15 protein-coding genes and 1 riboswitch are annotated in these 17226 nt (G+C 56.4%); of the genes, 1 reads left to right on the top strand and 14 read right to left on the bottom strand.

What is annotated here, in order from left to right; translation table 11 throughout:
• Nucleotides 1-321: 321 nt before the first annotated feature.
• The 14 genes from purN to MKZ07_RS26880 all read right to left on the bottom strand — a co-directional run bounded on the left by purN (nucleotide 322) and on the right by MKZ07_RS26880 (nucleotide 16648).
• Nucleotides 322-936 carry a phosphoribosylglycinamide formyltransferase gene (gene purN / locus MKZ07_RS26945; protein ID WP_036693288.1) on the bottom strand — a complete coding sequence of 205 codons (615 nt, stop codon included), beginning with the start codon at nucleotides 934-936 and terminating at the stop codon, nucleotides 322-324.
• A complete protein-coding gene (gene purM / locus MKZ07_RS26940; RefSeq protein WP_036693291.1) occupies nucleotides 936-1976 on the bottom strand; it encodes a phosphoribosylformylglycinamidine cyclo-ligase in 1041 nt (346 codons plus the stop codon). Before purM ends, purN begins: the two co-directional genes overlap by 1 nt.
• 656 nt (nucleotides 1977-2632) lie before the next feature.
• Nucleotides 2633-4129 (bottom strand): amidophosphoribosyltransferase, encoded by a 1497-nt coding sequence (purF, locus tag MKZ07_RS26935; protein ID WP_036693294.1) that lies wholly within the window; start codon nucleotides 4127-4129, stop codon nucleotides 2633-2635.
• The gene (gene purL, locus MKZ07_RS26930) at nucleotides 4114-6360 is read right to left on the bottom strand and encodes a phosphoribosylformylglycinamidine synthase subunit PurL (protein WP_036693297.1); all 2247 of its coding nucleotides are present in this window, start codon (nucleotides 6358-6360) and stop codon (nucleotides 4114-4116) included. The genes purF and purL overlap by 16 nt, the downstream gene beginning before the upstream one ends.
• Complete coding sequence (gene purQ, locus MKZ07_RS26925) at nucleotides 6338-7027, bottom strand: phosphoribosylformylglycinamidine synthase subunit PurQ (RefSeq protein ID WP_036693302.1); 690 nt, start codon at nucleotides 7025-7027, stop codon at nucleotides 6338-6340. Before purQ ends, purL begins: the two co-directional genes overlap by 23 nt.
• A 5-nt stretch (nucleotides 7028-7032) precedes the next feature.
• The gene (gene purS / locus MKZ07_RS26920; protein WP_019913657.1) at nucleotides 7033-7278 is read right to left on the bottom strand and encodes a phosphoribosylformylglycinamidine synthase subunit PurS; all 246 of its coding nucleotides are present in this window, start codon (nucleotides 7276-7278) and stop codon (nucleotides 7033-7035) included.
• A gap of 160 nt (nucleotides 7279-7438) precedes the next feature.
• Nucleotides 7439-8329, bottom strand: a complete 891-nt coding sequence (locus MKZ07_RS26915; protein ID WP_036693305.1) for a phosphoribosylaminoimidazolesuccinocarboxamide synthase — start codon at nucleotides 8327-8329, stop codon at nucleotides 7439-7441.
• Between the two features lie 367 nt (nucleotides 8330-8696).
• Nucleotides 8697-9992 (bottom strand): adenylosuccinate lyase, encoded by a 1296-nt coding sequence (purB, locus tag MKZ07_RS26910; protein ID WP_036693308.1) that lies wholly within the window; start codon nucleotides 9990-9992, stop codon nucleotides 8697-8699.
• A gap of 6 nt (nucleotides 9993-9998) precedes the next feature.
• The gene (gene purK / locus MKZ07_RS26905) at nucleotides 9999-11339 is read right to left on the bottom strand and encodes a 5-(carboxyamino)imidazole ribonucleotide synthase (protein WP_341028636.1); all 1341 of its coding nucleotides are present in this window, start codon (nucleotides 11337-11339) and stop codon (nucleotides 9999-10001) included.
• Complete coding sequence (gene purE, locus MKZ07_RS26900) at nucleotides 11336-11821, bottom strand: 5-(carboxyamino)imidazole ribonucleotide mutase (RefSeq protein ID WP_036693310.1); 486 nt, start codon at nucleotides 11819-11821, stop codon at nucleotides 11336-11338. Before purE ends, purK begins: the two co-directional genes overlap by 4 nt.
• A gap of 244 nt (nucleotides 11822-12065) precedes the next feature.
• Nucleotides 12066-12167: riboswitch (purine riboswitch) on the bottom strand.
• A gap of 152 nt (nucleotides 12168-12319) precedes the next feature.
• Nucleotides 12320-12754, bottom strand: coding sequence for a universal stress protein (locus MKZ07_RS26895; RefSeq protein WP_036693311.1), 435 nt, complete (start codon nucleotides 12752-12754; stop codon nucleotides 12320-12322).
• Between the two features lie 50 nt (nucleotides 12755-12804).
• On the bottom strand, nucleotides 12805-13068 hold the full coding sequence (locus tag MKZ07_RS26890; RefSeq protein ID WP_036693313.1) for a DUF1294 domain-containing protein: 264 nt from the start codon (nucleotides 13066-13068) through the stop codon (nucleotides 12805-12807).
• A gap of 79 nt (nucleotides 13069-13147) precedes the next feature.
• Nucleotides 13148-14395, bottom strand: a complete 1248-nt coding sequence (locus tag MKZ07_RS26885) for an MFS transporter (RefSeq protein WP_341028634.1) — start codon at nucleotides 14393-14395, stop codon at nucleotides 13148-13150.
• Nucleotides 14396-14509: 114 nt separating this feature from the next.
• Nucleotides 14510-16648 carry a DNA topoisomerase III gene (locus MKZ07_RS26880; protein WP_341028632.1) on the bottom strand — a complete coding sequence of 713 codons (2139 nt, stop codon included), beginning with the start codon at nucleotides 16646-16648 and terminating at the stop codon, nucleotides 14510-14512.
• Nucleotides 16649-16777: 129 nt separating this feature from the next.
• On the opposite strand from MKZ07_RS26880, the gene tsaA reads away from it, so the two are divergent.
• Entirely contained in the window at nucleotides 16778-17221 is a 444-nt protein-coding gene (gene tsaA / locus MKZ07_RS26875) for a tRNA (N6-threonylcarbamoyladenosine(37)-N6)-methyltransferase TrmO (RefSeq protein ID WP_051493310.1), read from the top strand.
• Nucleotides 17222-17226 lie beyond the last annotated feature (5 nt).

Below are 17226 nucleotides of genomic sequence, written 5' to 3'. Positions count from 1 at the left end.
CCGCATATATCAGCCAGATTAGATGGAGAAAATCCACCTGTTCCAGCAGCTTAGCTTATTGAGTTGGGAATACTGAACCTTTAAATCAAATGATCCCCGTGCCTATGAATGTTTGCCGGATGAACTCCGGATGATTACAGCAACGAATCCTGTAGAACAAACTATTAATTTAGAATTCCCTGGTGTTTCTGTCCTGATATTTGTGCTTCTGTCCTTATGCCAGCAAACCTGTATTTTCGCAATTTCCGGCCATGCCGCCAGAGCTTCCGTCAATTTCTGACGCCTCAGCAGTATTTCCCGAGAAATATACAGCTACTTCTATTAATCGCCAATGGTCGCCATTCTTCCGTTCAATTCTACTTTTCCGGCGGCAAAAGCACTCACTACCTCAGGATACAGCGCGTATTCCACCTGATGGATACGTGCAGCCAGCGATTCAGCGGTATCTCCAGACTGGACCTCCACGCTGCGCTGGGCAATCACCGGTCCGGTATCCATGCCTCCATCGACAAAATGCACGGTCACGCCTGTCAGCTTCACGCCATACTCCAGCGCCTGCCCGATCGCGTCCTTCCCGGCAAAAGCCGGCAGCAGCGAAGGATGAATGTTGATGATCCGTCCGGCATACGGTGTGAGCAGAACAGGGGAGATTAGCCGCATATAACCGGCCAGCACCACCAGTCCGATGTTCCGGCGCTGCAATTCAGCCACAATCGCGGCCTCGTACTGCTCCCGGCCCGCGAAGTCCTTCGGCCGCAACAGCAGAGCAGGAATTCCTGCCTCCTCTGCCCGCTGTGCTACAGGCGCTTCCGGTTTATCCGAGACCAGCAGCTCTATGCTGCCTCCGCCCAGCCTGCCCTCCCGCTGTGCCTGGACCAGTGCAGCGAAATTGCTGCCCGTTCCGGAGGCAAAGACAGCGATTCGGCTCCACTCCATCAGACTTCAGCTCCCGTGAAGGTAACAATGCGCTCTCCTTCAGTAACCGTGCCGATCCGGTAAGCCTCTTCCCCGCTGGCCTTAAGCAGTTCCAGCGCACGCTCTCCGTCCGCTTCCGCCACTACCAGCACCAGCCCCACGCCCATATTGAACGTTGTGAACATGTCGCGGTTGCTGACCTGCCCCTTACTCTGCATCAAGCTGAAGACAGGCTGGATCGGCCAGGAGCCGTAGTTGATCTCTACATTCACATGCTCCGGTAATACGCGCGGAATGTTCTCGATGAACCCGCCGCCGGTAATATGGGCCATGCCCTTGACCGGAAGCTGTTCCAGCAGAGCGAGTAGCGGCTTCACGTAGATCCGGGTTGGGGCCAGCAGAACGTCCACCAGCGGCGCTCCCAGCTCCGGCACAACCTCATCTAAGCCGTAACCGTCTTCCTCCAGCAAAAGCTTGCGCACCAGCGAGAAGCCATTGCTGTGAATCCCGCTCGAAGCCAGCCCGATAACTGTGTCTCCTGGAGCAATATCTGATCCGGTTACCAGCTTCGCCTTATCGGCCACACCTACGGTGAATCCGGCGATATCATATTCGCCAGCTGCATACATGCCCGGCATCTCGGCGGTCTCGCCGCCGATCAGGGCGCAGCCCGCCTGATGACAGCCTTCCGCGATCCCGGCTACGATGGCTTCGATCTTCTCCGGCACGACCTTATCGCAGGCCAGATAATCGAGGAAGAACAGCGGCTCAGCACCCTGTACCACGATGTCATTCACGCACATGGCGACAGCATCGATGCCAATCGTGTCGTGGCGGTCAGCCGCGAACGCGATTTTCAGCTTCGTGCCCACACCATCTGTTCCCGACACGAGAACTGGCTCTTCGTACTTGTCCTTATTCAGGCCGAACAGGGCGCCGAAGCCGCCCAGCTCCGTCATCACTTCCGGACGGTATGTGCGCTTCACATGCTTTTTCATGCGTTCTACTGCTTCATTGCCAGCCGCAATATCCACTCCGGCTTTCTTGTACGCTTCTGACACGTTTGGACACCTCATTTAGATTAGTTTAGAGCGCGGGTTCGGGGCGGCAGGGATTTGAAATGATAGGGTCGTTATAGTCGTCATTACAAAGAATATTTGGACTTCCGGCCGCTGTTATGGCCCGATTTCCTGATTGATACCGCTATTTGCGGTAGAAATCGGGCCATAAAGGCGGACGCTACCGCTCCTACAGTTCCAAAATTCCTCTCCATGACTCACACCACCGCAGTTCAAACCTCTGCCGCAAGCCGAAGCTTCGCGCCTTGCACAGCGGCAAGGGGGCGGCGCTGGGCTTCGCACAGCGCCTCCTTAGGCGACCGGTCCCCCGTTTTTGCGTTAGCAAACAGGACGGGGGTGGGAGCTCTTCTCCGCACGGGGCGAAGCCGTGCGGGCTTCTTAGGCGACAGAATCTCCGGATTTGCGCAGCAAATAGGACAGATTCTGGAGCCAGTGGGCCCAGCGGGCCGCAGGCCGCCGGGGGGCAGCACCGCATAAGCGCGTCCCGTCCGTGCGCAGCACATAGGGACAAAGCGGGCACCCGCACCCAAGCCTCCTTAGCAAGTTTAGAGCAGAAACAGACCACCAAACTTCCGGAATCCCCCTTCGCAAGGGGAACTTAGGGGGATGAGCCCCACAGTGTTAGGCGGATGTTCCGCCTAACACGAGCATCCGTCCTTCTCTTCCCCGCCGAAATCCACCTGCGTCGGGTAATCATTGTCGAAGCAAGACAGGCATAGGCCGCCTTTATAGTCGTCACTATTATAGCCGCCGATGGACTGGATCAGCCCCTCGGGAGAGAGGAACGCCAGGGAATCAGCGTTGATCTCCTCACACATCTCGGCGATGGTCTTGTAAGAGGCAATCAGCTCCCGGCGGTCCGGGGTATCAATGCCATAGAAGCACGGATTCTTGAACGGCGGCGATGTAATCCGCACGTGGACCTCTAAGGCTCCGGCTTCGCGCAGCAGGTTGACGATCCGGCGTGAGGTGGTACCTCGCACGATCGAATCGTCGATCATCACTACACGCTGGCCTTCCACGACGCGGCGTACCGCGCTGAGCTTCATCTTGACGCCCTGCTCACGCAGTTCCTGGCTGGGCTGGATGAACGTGCGGCCGGTATACTTGTTCTTGATCAGCCCCAGCTCGTACGGGATGCCCGTCTGCTCGGCATAGCCGATGGCGGCGGAGATACTGGAATCCGGCACGCCGGTGACAATATCCGCATCCACGAAGGCTTCGAGCGCCATACGGCTGCCCATCCGCTTGCGGGCGGAGTGCAGGTTGGAGCCGTTCAGGTCGCTGTCCGGGCGGGCGAAGTAGATGTACTCCATCGCGCACAGCGCTTTGCGCTTAGGCTCTGCGAAGCGTTCTTCACGGAAACCGTTCTGGTCCAGCACCAGCAGCTCGCCGGGCTCGATATCACGCACCAGCTCGGCGCCGATCACTTCGAGCGCACAGGATTCAGAAGCGAAGACATAGGCTTCGCCCAGGCGGCCCATTACAAGCGGACGAAGTCCGTGGGTATCTGAGGCGACAATCAGCTTGTCATTGGTCATCAAGAGGAAGGCGAATCCGCCGACCAGTTGCGACAAGGCATCCTTCGTCGCTTCGACAAAATCCTTCTGTGAACGTGCAATCAGATGCGCCAGCACCTCGGTATCACTAGTCGTCTGGAAGATCGAGCCGCCCTGCTCCAGCTGCTTGCGGATCAGCGGTTCGTTAACGATATTGCCGTTCGTGGCAATCGCCAGATCACCGTCACGGTATTTGAAGACCAGCGGCTGCGCATTGGTCAGCCGGCTGTCTCCGCTGGTGGAGTACCGCACATGGCCGATGGACATGTCTCCCACCAGTGAAGCGATTTTGTCTTTATCGAAAACTTCTTTCACCAGGCCCATGCCGCGGTGATAGTTGAAGTCGCGCCCATCCGCCACGCAGATGCCCGCGCTCTCTTCTCCCCGGTGCTGCAGAGCATGCAGGCCATAATAGGACATGGAGGCGGCCTCCGGGTGTCCGAAGACCCCGAAGACGCCGCATTCTTCTTTTAACGTATCAAAAATATCTCCCGAGCCCGTTCCTTCATTGTAAAAGTCGCCGGTCCACAGGATAGGGGTTTCCTGCTTGTTCCCGGTCTTTATTTCATCAGACATGGAATAGCATCCTCCCAAATGGTCTTGAGTTCGGTAACAGCTTCATCCAGTGCAGACGAGCCGTCCAGTGTAACGCGCAGGCGCTCTCCGCCCACGGTTCCAATGATCTCTACAGGCACGCCGTATGCGGCAACTGCCGCCTTCAGCTCCTCTGCATGCTCAGGCGCGGAAGTCAGGATAATACGGGACTGGCTCTCGCTGAACAGCGCCACATCCGGGCGTAATCCGCCCGCAGACAGTTCGATATTCGCGCCGATGCTGCCGCTGATGCAGCTCTCTGCCAGTGCTCCGGCCAGACCGCCTTCAGACAGGTCATGCGCCGAGCGCACCCGACCGCTGCGGATGGCAGCGAGTACGGCATCCAGCAGCTTGCGCTCTGTCGCCAAGTCCAGCGCCGGCGGACGGCCTTCGGTCACGCCGTGAACGGCATACTGGAATTCACTGCCGCCCAGCTCTGCCTTCGTCACGCCCAGCAGCAGTACAGCATCGCCTTCCTGCTTGAAGGCCTGGGTTGTAATGTGATCCGTATCTTCAATGAGACCGACCATGCCAACAACAGGTGTCGGGTAGATGGACCCGGAGGCATTCTCGTTATACAGGCTGACATTCCCGCCGATAACCGGCGTATCCAGCACCCGGCAAGCTTCCGCCATACCGTCTACCGCCCGTTCCATCTGCCAGAAGATCTCCGGCTTCTCCGGACTTCCGAAGTTCAGGTTGTCCGTAATCGCCAGCGGCTGGGCACCGGAGCAGACGATGTTGCGCGCCGCTTCGCTGACAGCAATGCGTCCGCCCACTTCAGGGTCCAGATAGACATAACGGCCGTTGCAGTCAGTCGTCATGGCCAGACCTTTGCGGGTGCCATGAATGGTTACCACTGCCGCATCGGAACCCGGACGAACCGCAGTACTGGTGCGTACCATGTAATCATATTGGTTGTACACCCATGCTTTGCTTGCTACCGTAGGCGAACCCAGTACGGTACGCAAAGCGCCGCCCAGATCGGTAACTTCTTCATAACGGAGCGTATCTACCGAGGCATTCTCCTCATAATAAGCAGGAACTGCCGATGGTTTGTTATAAATAGGGCATTCATCCACCAGCGCCTTCACCGGCATATCGCCTACTACTTCACCGTGATGGAACAGCTTCAGGCGGCCGTCATCGGTCACCTTACCCACCTTGCGGCAGATGACGCCCCAACGATCGAAGATTTCCTGGGCCTGAGCCTCATCCTTAGGCTCCACCACGAACAGCATCCGCTCCTGGGATTCCGAGAGCATCATCTCATACGGGGTCATCCCGTCTTCACGCTGCGGCACCTGATCCAGATAGAGCTCCAGACCGTTGCCTGCCTTGCTCGCCATTTCCGCGCTGGAGCAGGTCAGTCCGGCTGCGCCCATATCCTGAATGCCGAGGACGATGCCGCTGTCGATCAGCTCCAGGCAGGATTCCATTACCAGCTTCTCCATGAACGGATCGCCGACCTGAACCGCTGTCTTCTTAGCTTCGGATTCTTCGCTCAGTTCCACAGAGGCAAAGGTCGCACCGTGAATCCCGTCACGGCCAGTAGGCGGACCTACGTAGAAGACAGGGTTGCCCACCCCTTTGGCAACGCCGCGCTGGATTTTGTCATGATCAATCAGACCGACACACATCGCGTTCACCAGCGGATTACCGTCATAGCTGTTGTCGAACATAATTTCCCCGCCGACAGTAGGGATGCCGATACAGTTGCCGTAGCCTGCAATCCCGGACACGACATGCTCGAACAGGTATTTAACCCGGTCACTTTCCAGCTTCCCGAAGCGCAAGGAGTTCAGCAAGGCCACCGGTCTTGCTCCCATGGAGAAAATATCGCGGATAATCCCGCCCACTCCGGTCGCCGCGCCCTGATAAGGCTCTACCGCCGACGGATGGTTGTGGCTTTCGATTTTGAAGACAACGGCCTGGTTATCACCGATGTCCACGATGCCCGCGCCTTCACCCGGTCCCATCAGCACCTTCGGTCCGCTTGTCGGGAAACGGCTCAGCAGCGGCTTGGAGTTCTTATATGCACAGTGCTCAGACCACATGACGCTGAACACACCGATTTCTGTATAGTTGGGCTTACGTCCCATGAAGGAGGTAATGAGCTCATATTCGCTGTCTGATACACCGAACTGACTGTAGATTTTCTGCTCCGCGATCTGCTCTGCGGTCGGCTCCTTAGCGGATACTTGCTGCGTCATAACGATCCCTCCATGTCTTGAGAATGGATGTGAACATCCGTTTGCCGTCTTCCGAGCCCAGCAGGCTATTCGCTGCACGCTCCGGGTGAGGCATCATGCCGACTACATTGCCCGCCCTATTACTGACTCCGGCAATATCGGCCACCGAACCGTTCGGGTTGTCACTGTAGGTGAATACGATCTGGTTATTCGCTTGAAGCTCTGCGAGCGTCTCTTCATCACAATAGTAATTGCCTTCGCCATGCGCGATAGGGATGACGATCTCTTCATCCTTCGCATAGTCAATAGTAAACGGGGTTGTGTTATTAATGACCTTAAGCACCGTGTCATGACAACGGAACTTCATCGACATGTTGCGGCGCAGCGCGCCCGGCAGGAGACCCGCTTCAGTCAGAATCTGGAACCCGTTGCAGATGCCAAGCACGAATTTGCCTTGCTCTGCCGCCTTAGCCACTTCAGCCATTACCGGAGCGAACCGGGAGATTGCGCCGCAGCGCAGATAGTCACCATAAGAGAAGCCGCCTGGCACGAGGATGCAGTCATACGCCGACAGGTCTGTCGCTGTATGCCATACATAATCTACTGGTTCGCCGAGGCTGTCTTCTACTGCCTTGTAGCAGTCAATGTCACAATTGGAGCCTGGAAAGACAAGTACAGCAAATTTCATGACGTTTAGTCCTCCAATTCGTAGCGGTAATCCTCGATCACCGTGTTGGCCAGCAGCTTCTCGCACATTTCCTTCAGGCGTCCTTCCGCTTCTGCGCGGTTATCCGTATCGAGGGTCAGCTCCATATACTTGCCGATCCGCAGACTTTCAACTTCCTGGAATCCAACGGAATGCAGGGCACCCTGCACGGCAACTCCCTGAGGGTCGAGCACGCTTTTCTTAATGGTGACGTAGACTGTCGCTTTTAACATACGCTTGTAGTTCCTCCTAGAATTTAATGAACTGAATTAGGCTTACTGGCAGCTTGCTTAACTGCATAATGTACAACTATATTCTCAATATTCCCTGCAAAATTAGCTTTAGTTGTATTTCGTACAGCTATTTCTATGAAAATCTGCATTTTACGCCATCCTACAACGACTTCCCGGTAAGACGGTGATAAATATCCAGGTACCGGCGCGACGTCTCCTCGACTACCTCAGCCGGCAACGGGTCCGGCGTACTGTTTTTGTCCCAGGAGGAGGCTGACAGGTACGTGCGAACCGGCTCCTTATCCATGCTGTCGATCTCGATATCCAGTGCATATTTGTCCTTGGCCCAGAAGCGGGAAGCATCCGGCGTGAAGATCTCATCGATCAGAATCACCTTACCATCCAGCAGTCCGAACTCGAATTTGCAATCGGCGAGGATGATACCGCGTTCTTCACAATAAGCTCTGGCAAAAGCGAACAGCTTCAGGCTCTTCTCCTTCAGCTCCAGCGCAAGCTCTGCGCCGATCTGCTCCTGCATCTGCCCGAACGGAATGTCTTCATCGTGACCAACATCATTCTTAGCCGCAGGTGTGAAAATCGGCTCCGCCAGCACCGCATTTTTCCGCAGTCCCTTGGGCAGCTCAATGCCGTTGACTTGACCGGTCTCCTGGTACTGCCGCCAGCCGCCGCCTGTAATGCAGCCGCGCACGACGCATTCGATGTCAATCCGCTCGGCTTTGCGTACGACCATGATCCGGTTCTTCAGCGCTTCACGGTCCTTCACAATATCTCCGAGCTTGTCCACCTCGATATGCACCACATGGTTCTCGATCAGCTCCCGGGTCTGGCCGAACCAGAAGGCGCTGAGCCGGTTCAGTACATTGCCCTTGTCTGGAACCGCCGGGTCCAGCACATAGTCGAATGCAGAGATCCGGTCTGTCACCACGATCAGTATCTCATCCCCCAAATCATACAGCTCACGAACCTTGCCTTTGTAGAGCAGCGGCGCATTTACTAGTTCCACGGCAGTGGATACGGCTAGGTGTGTCATGACCTTTCCTCCCTTGAACAAATGATCTTGCTATATTCGGGCTAAAAGCTTTGGGAGGCTTGTTTCCTGAGCTTCGCATCAAGGAATTGACTACACCTTCGGGTTAATAGGGTCACTGCGGAAATTTTGGACTTCCGATCGCTGTTATGGTCATATTTCTCTGATTTAACCACAGGCTGTGGTAGAAATCGGACCATAAAGACGAACGCTTCGCTTCTACAGTTCCAAAATTCCTCTCCGTTCCTCCTTTACCCCAAACCTAAATTTCAATTTCCTGTGCCCCGCATATCAGGAAGAAGCATCCCCGTCGCTCCGCCCAACTCTTCTCCAGCTCATCCCTTCACCACTGACTTACCTTTTTTATAAATTAGATCAGTTCCAGCTTGCGGAAGATGGTGTCCACATGCTTGAGATGCCAGGAAGGGTTGAACGCATCCTCAATCTCCTCCGCGCTAAGCACGGCTGTGATTTCTGGGGTGGCTTCCACGATGTCACGGAACTGGGTCTGTTCCTCCCAGGCCTGCATCGCACGCGGCTGCACGGTGTCGTACGCCTGCTCGCGGCTGAAGCCCTTGTCGATCAGTTTGGTCAGGATGCGGCCGGAGAACGGAACCCCGAAGGTACGGTTCATGTTGCGCTTCATATTTTCAGGGAATACAGTCAGGTTCTTCACGATGTTGCCGAAGCGGTTCAGCATGTAGTTCAGCAGCATGGTCGCATCCGGCAGGATGATCCGTTCTACGGAAGAATGCGAAATATCACGTTCATGCCACAGCGGCACGTTCTCGTAAGCTGTCATCATATGGCCGCGGATGACACGCGACAGGCCAGAGATGTTCTCGCAGCCGATCGGGTTGCGCTTGTGCGGCATCGCGGACGAACCCTTTTGACCCTTGGCAAAAGCCTCCTCCACCTCGCGGATCTCACTCTTCTGCAAAGCGCGGATCTCGGTTGCGAACTTGTCCAGGGAAGTGGCAACCAGCGCCAGCGCCGCCATATACTCTGCATGACGGTCACGCTGCAAGGTCTGCGTGGAGATCGGAGCCGGGCTGGTGCCCAGCTTACGGCAGACGAATTCTTCAACGAACGGGTCGATGTTGGCATAAGTACCGACCGCCCCGGAGATTTTGCCGAATTGCACGCCGTCCGCCGCATGACGGAAGCGCTCCAGGTTCCGCTTCATTTCCTCATACCACAGTGCCATCTTCAGGCCGAATGTTGTGGGCTCTGCATGTACGCCATGGGTACGGCCCATCATCGGGGTATCCTTATAGGCGATAGCTTTGTCTTTTAGAATCTCAATGAACCGGATAATATCCTGCTCCAGAATCTCGTTGGCCTGACGCAGCAGATAACCCAGCGCCGTATCGACCACATCTGTCGAGGTTAGTCCGTAATGCACCCATTTGCGCTCTGCTCCCAGACTTTCGGATACCGCACGGGTAAAAGCAATCACATCATGGCGCGTCTCCAGCTCAATCTCATCAATCCGCGCGATATCGAATTTGGCATCCTTGCGCAGCTTCGCGGCATCCTCATGCGGGATCACTCCCAGCTCGGCCCACGCCTCACAGGCGCAAATCTCAACCTCCAGCCACGCGTTGAATTTATTCTCTTCGGTCCAAATGGCCCGCATCTCAGGTCTGCTGTAACGTTCAATCATAGCTTGTCAGTTCCTCCAAAGGTTAGTTTGCTCTACCCAGGACAATCCGTCGCCGGTATCCTTGCAGAGCAGGTTAATATGGCCCATTTTGCGGCCGGTTGTGCTCTCGGTCTTGCCATATATATGAAGCTTGGGTGATACTCCAAGCCTGCTCACTTCTTCATTCGCACGGCAGGCTGCCCGAACGGCTCCTTCCAGATGCTGGCCGAGTACATTCACCATCACCACAGGAGTAAGCAGCGAGGTATCGCCCAGCGGCAGATTACAGATGGCCCGCACATGCTGCTCGAACTGCGAGGTCACGCAGGCATCCATCGTGTAATGGCCGGAATTATGCGGCCGCGGCGCCAGCTCATTGACGAACAGTTCTCCATCCTCCGTCACGAACATCTCAACCGCCAGCAGTCCGACCGCCTCCATGCCGGAGACAATCCGCTCGGCCAGCTCACAGGCCCGCTGTTGAATCTCCTCCGGCACCCGCGCAGGTACAATCGAGAGATGCAGGATGTTATCCACATGAATGTTCTCGGCAGGCGGGAAGCTCTTGACCTCCCCCGAGGCGCTCCGGGCCGCGATGACCGAAATCTCACATTTAAAAGTGATGAATTTCTCCAGCACCAGCTCCGGTATATCTGCTTGCGCCCCCGGCGCGACCTGATGGAACGCTGCAGCCAGCTCTTCCAGCCTGCGGATGACGGCTTGTCCCTTGCCGTCGTACCCCCCTGTGGCTGTCTTCAGCACACAGGGCAGGCCCAGGTCGGCAGCCGCCGCTTCCAGCTCCGCCAGGCTGCCGACCTTGCGGTACGGGGCAACGGGCACGCCCGCCGACTCGATTGCCGCCTTCTCGCGCAGCCGGTGCTGTGTCGTATACAGCAGCGCGCTGCCCTGCGGCACGTACGATTCCTCCGTCAGCAGCGCGGCTACGCCCGCGTCAACGTTCTCGAACTCGTACGTGATGACGTCCGAGCGCCGTGCCAGCTCGCGCGCGGCGTCCCGGTCGTTATAAGCCGCAGTGATCTGCGGCGTCACCTGTCCGCACGGCGCATCCTTTGCTGGGTCCAGCGCCACGAAGCGGTAGCCCATGGCGCTGCCGGACAGCGCCATCATGCGCCCGAGCTGCCCGCCGCCGAGCACGCCGATCGTTGCGCCGGGCAGCAGCGTCCGTGGCGGCTGCGCCCCGGTCTCTTCCCGCTGTGCCTCAGCCCCGGCAGCTTCCGCTCTGCCTTCAGCCTTTACCGCCCCGGCACTGGCACCTTCCGCTTCGCCTTCAGCCTTCATCCCTCGCCCAGCCTTAGCCTGCTCCGCGCCACCCTCCAGCCGTCCGGCTTTCAGCTCCTCCGGGCTCATAGGCTCTCGCTGCTTTCCAACACCTCTTGCTGGGTCGCCTCGCGCCGCAGCTGCACCCGCTGCGCTACCTCCGGCTCGAAGGCGCCGATGATCTGCGCCGCCAGCAGCCCCGCATTGATAGCTCCGGCGCGGCCGATGGCTACTGTCGCTACCGGGATGCCCGCAGGCATCTGCACAATCGACAGCAGCGAATCCATGCCGTTCAAGGCCTTCGACTGCACAGGTACACCGATGACCGGCAGCGTGGTCTTCGCAGCCACCATACCCGGCAGATGCGCCGCACCGCCCGCTCCGGCGATAATGACCCGCAGGCCGCGCTCCGCCGCCTCCTCGGCATAACGGAACATCAGATCCGGTGTGCGGTGTGCAGAGACAACCTTTTTCTCATAAGCTATATCCAGCTCCTCCAGCACTTCACAGGTATGCTGCATCGTTTCATAGTCCGATTTGCTGCCCATAATGACACCAACTTGCACAGACATCGTTCACCCAGCCTTCCATTTCCGTTATAGAGATTTCTCTGATTTCAGTGTGTCCCGTTTCCTGCCAATTCCCGCATGAACCGTGAAAAATAGCCCGGACTCCAGACGCATTCTGCTGCGGGTGGACCCGGACTACTAAAGGAATCAGGTGATAACCGCCTGGCAGCCGCACTCTCCCCGTTCTAACAGGCAGGAGAATGCAGGAACACCGCCCCGGTCTGCGGGGAGGCTAGCTGCTATCGTTCCAGTTATCCTATTTCCTCGTAGTCCGGCAATTTACGGTTACCGGGTAGAAACTTCCGGGCCCTATCCCCGGTTTTATACGAGCTCTTCATAGATTCAGTTTAACAACGCCCTACACATCATGTCAACTTAAACACGAACATTGTCATATCATGTCTGCAAATTGTTCGCTTTTGGGCATAAATGAAAATCTTATTCCCGCTAATCCGCCTAAAAAAAGGGGAACGCCGCAGCGTTCCTCTACTAAAGTTCCTATTATTTAACAACCAGCACCGGAATGCGCGCACTTTGCACCACATTATGGCTGACGCTGCCCAGAACGAATTCCCGGATACCGCCCAGCCCCCGGCTGCCGATTACGATCACATCTGCATCCTGCTCCTTGGCATAATTCAGAATAATTTCCGCAGGCGATCCCTGCAGCAATTCTACCGTAGCATTCAGACCTTCGGCTTCCAGGCGGCTTTTCACTTCTTCCGTAGTCTGGACCGCGAGATCATAATAATCCTTGTTCACCGATGCCGGCAGAGGCGCGAGAGCTTCCCCGATGAAGAACCGAGGGAATTCAAATGCGTGTACGACGTACAGGGAGGACCCTGGAGTTACCTTAGCCAGCTCGATCGCCCGTTCCAGAGCCTGATTCGAAGCCTTTGAACCGTCATAGGCAAGCAGAATTTTAGAGAATAACATTTACGCCACCTCTTTCTATTATTTACATCATTACCAAGCCCTCAAGCGGCTTACCTCAAAAAATACCCATACAGCACCATATTCAGCAGCAGCAGCAGCGGAATTCCGAGTCTGAAGGAAGTATGCCTTGTCTTATGGCGCTTGCGGTACATGGCAATCAGCACACCCAGCGCACCGCCCATGAACGCCAGCAGAAACAATGTTTTCTCCGGCACCCGATCCCGTCTTTTCCGGGCCTTGTTCTTGTCTTCCGACATTACTACATACCCGATAATGTTGATCAGCGCGAACCACAGCAATACCACCTTGACCATCCTTCCGGCCCCTCCTCCTAGCATCCTACCTTGCTCTCTATTATATTACCCTTTCCGGCAAAAAACCAATAACCTCACATCACCGGCCCTGCAACTGCCGCTCTTTCTTGCTCCGCCCGCCTGCGGCTCCGGCTTCCCTGATCCAGAACCAAGACAGCACTGCCGCCAGCACTGCTGCCACGCCGCCCAGCCAGAAGCCTCCTCGCAGACCGTACGCCGCACTCATCCATCCCGCTACAAAAGGACCGCCGGACATGCCAATCGCATACACCGCCTGATAGAACCCCATCGCTGTCGCCCGCTTGAACGGAGCTACCCCGGAGACGGATTTGCCCAGCAGCAGCGGGAAGATCAGTCCCTGCATGAAGCCGTTCCCGATCTGTGTTACACATAACGCCGCAAGCGTTGGCATCGATGGAATGAGCAGCGTGAACACTGCACTTCCGGCAAAGCCCAGCATCAGCGTCCCCCGGTCCCCCAGCCACCGGCCGAACAGCCGAGCACCATAGAGGGTCGCTATCGCATGAGGCAGCATAAAAGCCAGCGTCAGCCAGCCGAGACTCCCTTTGCTCGCGCCAATATAGAGCGCCTGATTCGGCGTGTAGCCGAACATCGTAATGAACAGCACGCAATGGGCCAGCACCGATAACAGCGATACTTTTACCAGCAGCGGTTCCTTCACGACGCCGGCCAGATCCTTGAGCTTAATCGCCGTGCGCTTCTCCAGCTGTTGCTCCGGAAGACGGATGACCAGCAGCATCGCGGCCACCGCCACAATCCCTCCGATGATGAACGGGGTATTCCAGCCGAAGTGTTCTACGATATAGCCGCTGATCATCATACTGGCCAACTGGGCAATCACCGTGGTGAACTGGAGCATCCCCATAGCCCTGCCCGCCTCTTCTTTCGGAAAATACCCCGCGAACATCACCGAGTACACGACCCACGCCGATGCCGCTATCCCCGAGACCGCCCGCGCAGCCAGCGCCCAGCCCGGATGTGCCCCTGCCAGGAACAGCAGACAGCTCGCTCCGCTTGCGATCAGCCCCAGATAAATGAACGGCCGCCGCCGGTTAAGTACATCTGACCCCATCCCTATCGGCAACCGGAACAGAATCTGCATCAGGCCGTATATCCCAAGTACCGCTCCTACCATGACATAAGAAGCTCCGAGATGCTCCACATAAGGTGAGAGCACCGGAACATAGATATACGAAGAGAACCAGAACATAAAGACTATCACCAGAAAATACAACCGGCTGCTCTCCTTCGTACCCTGAGCCTCTGCCGCTTTCACCACACCCTCTATCCCTTCAGCCGCTGCCACTTCTCCACCTGCCCCACTCTATTTAGCGGAACCCTAACACCGGATCCCGTATCAATCATTTACAGTAAAGCATATCTGCCGTCCCTTAGACAGCCTTACTTTGGCTTCTTGCGGCTACTTGCCCTTCTGTTTCGCTTCCATCGCAGCCTTCAGCAGATCACCAAGATTGTTGCCGGCACTTTCCGTCTTGCTGTACTGCTGAACCAGCTTCTGCTGCTCGCGTTTATTGATATGCTTGTGGTCCTTATCCATCGTCTCTGTAATGCCGCAGCCGAGGCACTGCACATACTTTCCGGCCTTGCCTTCCTTCATCTCCATCTTCTTATGGCACTGCGGGCAGCGGCGGTTCGACAACTGCTTCTCGCCCGCCCGGGTGTAGCCGCAATCCTCCTTCGGACAGACCAGCAGCCTGCCGCGTTTGGTCTTCTTTTCTAACATCCTTGTTCCACACTCCGGACAATGGCTGTTAGAGACATTATGCGGCTTGTATTCCGCTCCGCTGTTCTTCACCCCGGACACCAGCTCCTGGGCCATACTCCGAATCCCCTGCAAAAAAGGCTCCGGGCGCCCCTGCCCGCGCGCAATTCTCTCCAGCTCCGCTTCCCAGCGTGCCGTCAGCTCCGGTGTACGCAGCTGCCCCGAGACCAGCTCAATCAACTGCTTCCCCTTGCCGGTCGGATGCAGCAGATTGCCCTGCCGTTCAATTGTATCCGAGCTGACCAGCTTCTCGATGATATCCGCACGTGTGGCCGGTGTCCCCAGCCCATGCTTCTCCATCTGCGTCAGCAGCGTGGCTTCGTTATAACGCTTCGGCGGATGTGTCCGTCCCGGCTTGATGATGCAGCGCGCAAGCTTCACGCTATCGCCTTCCCGCAGCTCCGGCAGCTTCACATTGCCTGCCGAGGGTTCATCCCCCGCATTCTCCTCTTCGTCATCCGAGCTCATATCTCCGCCGTATACCTCACGCCAGCCTGCATCCTTGACGGTAGTTCCCTTCACATAGAAGCTTTCACCATCCACGGTTACCGTTACAGCTACGGCGTCATAACGGGCCGGAGGATAGAACAGGCTAATGAACCGCCGTACGATCAGATCGTAGAGCTTCCGCTCTTCCACACTCAGCAGATTAAGCAGCACCGTCTGCTCTGTCGGAATAATCGCATGGTGATCACTGACCTTGCTGTCATCGACAATTCGCTTCGTAATCGGCAGCGGCTTCCGCAGCAGCGGTCTGGCGAGGGAGGCATACGGCCCGACAGCCACACTGTCGAGTCTTTCTTTTAACGTACCCGTCATATCAGCGGTCAGATAACGGCTGTCTGTACGCGGATAAGTGACCAGCTTATGTTGTTCATACAGCTTCTGGAGCACACTTGAGGTCTGTTTGGCCGAGAAGCCAAATTTGCGGTTGGCATCCCGCTGCAGCTCGGTCAGATCATAGGCCAGCGGATGCGGCTCGCTTTTCTCACTCTTTTGTACCTTAGTGATCCGCCCGCTGCGGCCTGTAAGCTTATCCTTAAGGACATCCGTCTTCTCCCTGTCAAAAATCCGGCCGTCCCCGCCCTGCGCACGCCACCCCGCCTGGAAATTCCCGAAGTCCCCAGTCAGCAGGTCATATTCCTGGGAACGGAAGCCGGTAATCTCACTCTCCCGGTCCATAATCATTCCCAGGGTAGGTGTCTGCACACGCCCCGCAGAGAGCGGCGCGCCGAACTTGCAGGTTAAGGCCCGCGTCACATTCAGCCCGATCATCCAATCCGCCTCAGCACGGCAGCGTGCAGATTCATACAGGCGGTCGAAATCCCGTCCAGGCCGCAGAGAAGCGAAGCCCTCCTTAATGGCCTTATCCGTCTGCGAAGAGATCCACAGCCGCCGGAACGGCTTTTTCCAGCCAGCCATATTCATAATCCAGCGGGCCAGCAGCTCACCCTCACGGGCCGCGTCTGTTGCCACGATCAGCTCTTCGATATCCTGCCGCTTCATTAGCTGCTGCACGGCCTTATATTGCTGACTGGTCTCGCGCAGCACCTTCAGCTTGGCCTTCTCTGGAAGAATCGGCAGATCCTCCAGCGCCCACGTTGCATATTTATTGTTATAGTCCTCAGGCTCAGCCAGACCAACCAGATGCCCGAGAGCCCAGGTCACCACATATTTCGGACCTTCCATATAACTCTTCTGTTTATTTCCACAGCCCAGCACCCGCGCAATCTCACGGGCTACCGACGGCTTCTCTGCTAATACTAATACCTTCATCGTCCAAACCCCTCCCTGTCATCAACAACCTATTATACCATGACATACAAGTCCGCAATTATCATCAGGCCGAATTCCCTTTACTTCCGATAGACTAGAATCATCCCCAGCCGAAAGGAGTCACAGACAATGTCCGCATCAGAATCGTATAATATTATACCAGTAGGAGTTGTAACAGGAACACAGCAGAACCTGCAACTTGAGATTAGACCCGAATACAGACCCGCCTTGAAGGGGTTAGAGGCCTTCAGCCACTGCCAGATTCTATGGTGGATTCATGAATTTGCAGCAGATCACTTCCGGGGAACTACGCAGATTGAGCCTCCCTATGATGCCCCGGTTAGCGGTGTATTTGCCACCCGGTCTCCGGTCCGCCCTAATCCGCTTGGACTGACGGTTGCCCGTATTCTATCCGTTGACCTAGATCAGGGAATTGTGGAGGTCAGCGGACTGGATGCCTATCCGGGAACACCCGTGCTTGATATCAAAGCTTATTTCCCTTCCACCGACCGTGTCTGTCAGGTTAGAGTGCCTGCATGGGCTGCCTCATGGGGAGAGTGGACTGTAGAGTAACCTAG

The sequence above is a fragment of the Paenibacillus sp. FSL P4-0338 genome (assembly GCF_038002365.1).
Lineage (GTDB): Bacteria > Bacillota > Bacilli > Paenibacillales > Paenibacillaceae > Paenibacillus_AQ.
This window is presented reverse-complemented; position numbering and strand designations above follow the sequence as displayed.

Excerpts from the sequence above, each read along its gene's own strand:
- tsaA (WP_051493310.1), top strand. The coding sequence starts at position 16,778 with ATGTCCGCATCAGAATCGTATAATATTATACCAGTAGGAGTTGTAACA.
- purF (WP_036693294.1), bottom strand. The coding sequence starts at position 4,129 with ATGTCTGATGAAATAAAGACCGGGAACAAGCAGGAAACCCCTATCCTG.
- MKZ07_RS26895 (WP_036693311.1), bottom strand. The coding sequence starts at position 12,754 with ATGTTATTCTCTAAAATTCTGCTTGCCTATGACGGTTCAAAGGCTTCG.
- purB (WP_036693308.1), bottom strand. The coding sequence starts at position 9,992 with ATGATTGAACGTTACAGCAGACCTGAGATGCGGGCCATTTGGACCGAA.
- purN (WP_036693288.1), bottom strand. The coding sequence starts at position 936 with ATGGAGTGGAGCCGAATCGCTGTCTTTGCCTCCGGAACGGGCAGCAAT.
- purL (WP_036693297.1), bottom strand. The coding sequence starts at position 6,360 with ATGACGCAGCAAGTATCCGCTAAGGAGCCGACCGCAGAGCAGATCGCG.
- purE (WP_036693310.1), bottom strand. The coding sequence starts at position 11,821 with ATGTCTGTGCAAGTTGGTGTCATTATGGGCAGCAAATCGGACTATGAA.
- purS (WP_019913657.1), bottom strand. The coding sequence starts at position 7,278 with ATGTTAAAAGCGACAGTCTACGTCACCATTAAGAAAAGCGTGCTCGAC.
- MKZ07_RS26880 (WP_341028632.1), bottom strand. The coding sequence starts at position 16,648 with ATGAAGGTATTAGTATTAGCAGAGAAGCCGTCGGTAGCCCGTGAGATT.
- purK (WP_341028636.1), bottom strand. The coding sequence starts at position 11,339 with ATGAGCCCGGAGGAGCTGAAAGCCGGACGGCTGGAGGGTGGCGCGGAG.
- purQ (WP_036693302.1), bottom strand. The coding sequence starts at position 7,027 with ATGAAATTTGCTGTACTTGTCTTTCCAGGCTCCAATTGTGACATTGAC.
- MKZ07_RS26890 (WP_036693313.1), bottom strand. The coding sequence starts at position 13,068 with ATGGTCAAGGTGGTATTGCTGTGGTTCGCGCTGATCAACATTATCGGG.
- MKZ07_RS26915 (WP_036693305.1), bottom strand. The coding sequence starts at position 8,329 with ATGACACACCTAGCCGTATCCACTGCCGTGGAACTAGTAAATGCGCCG.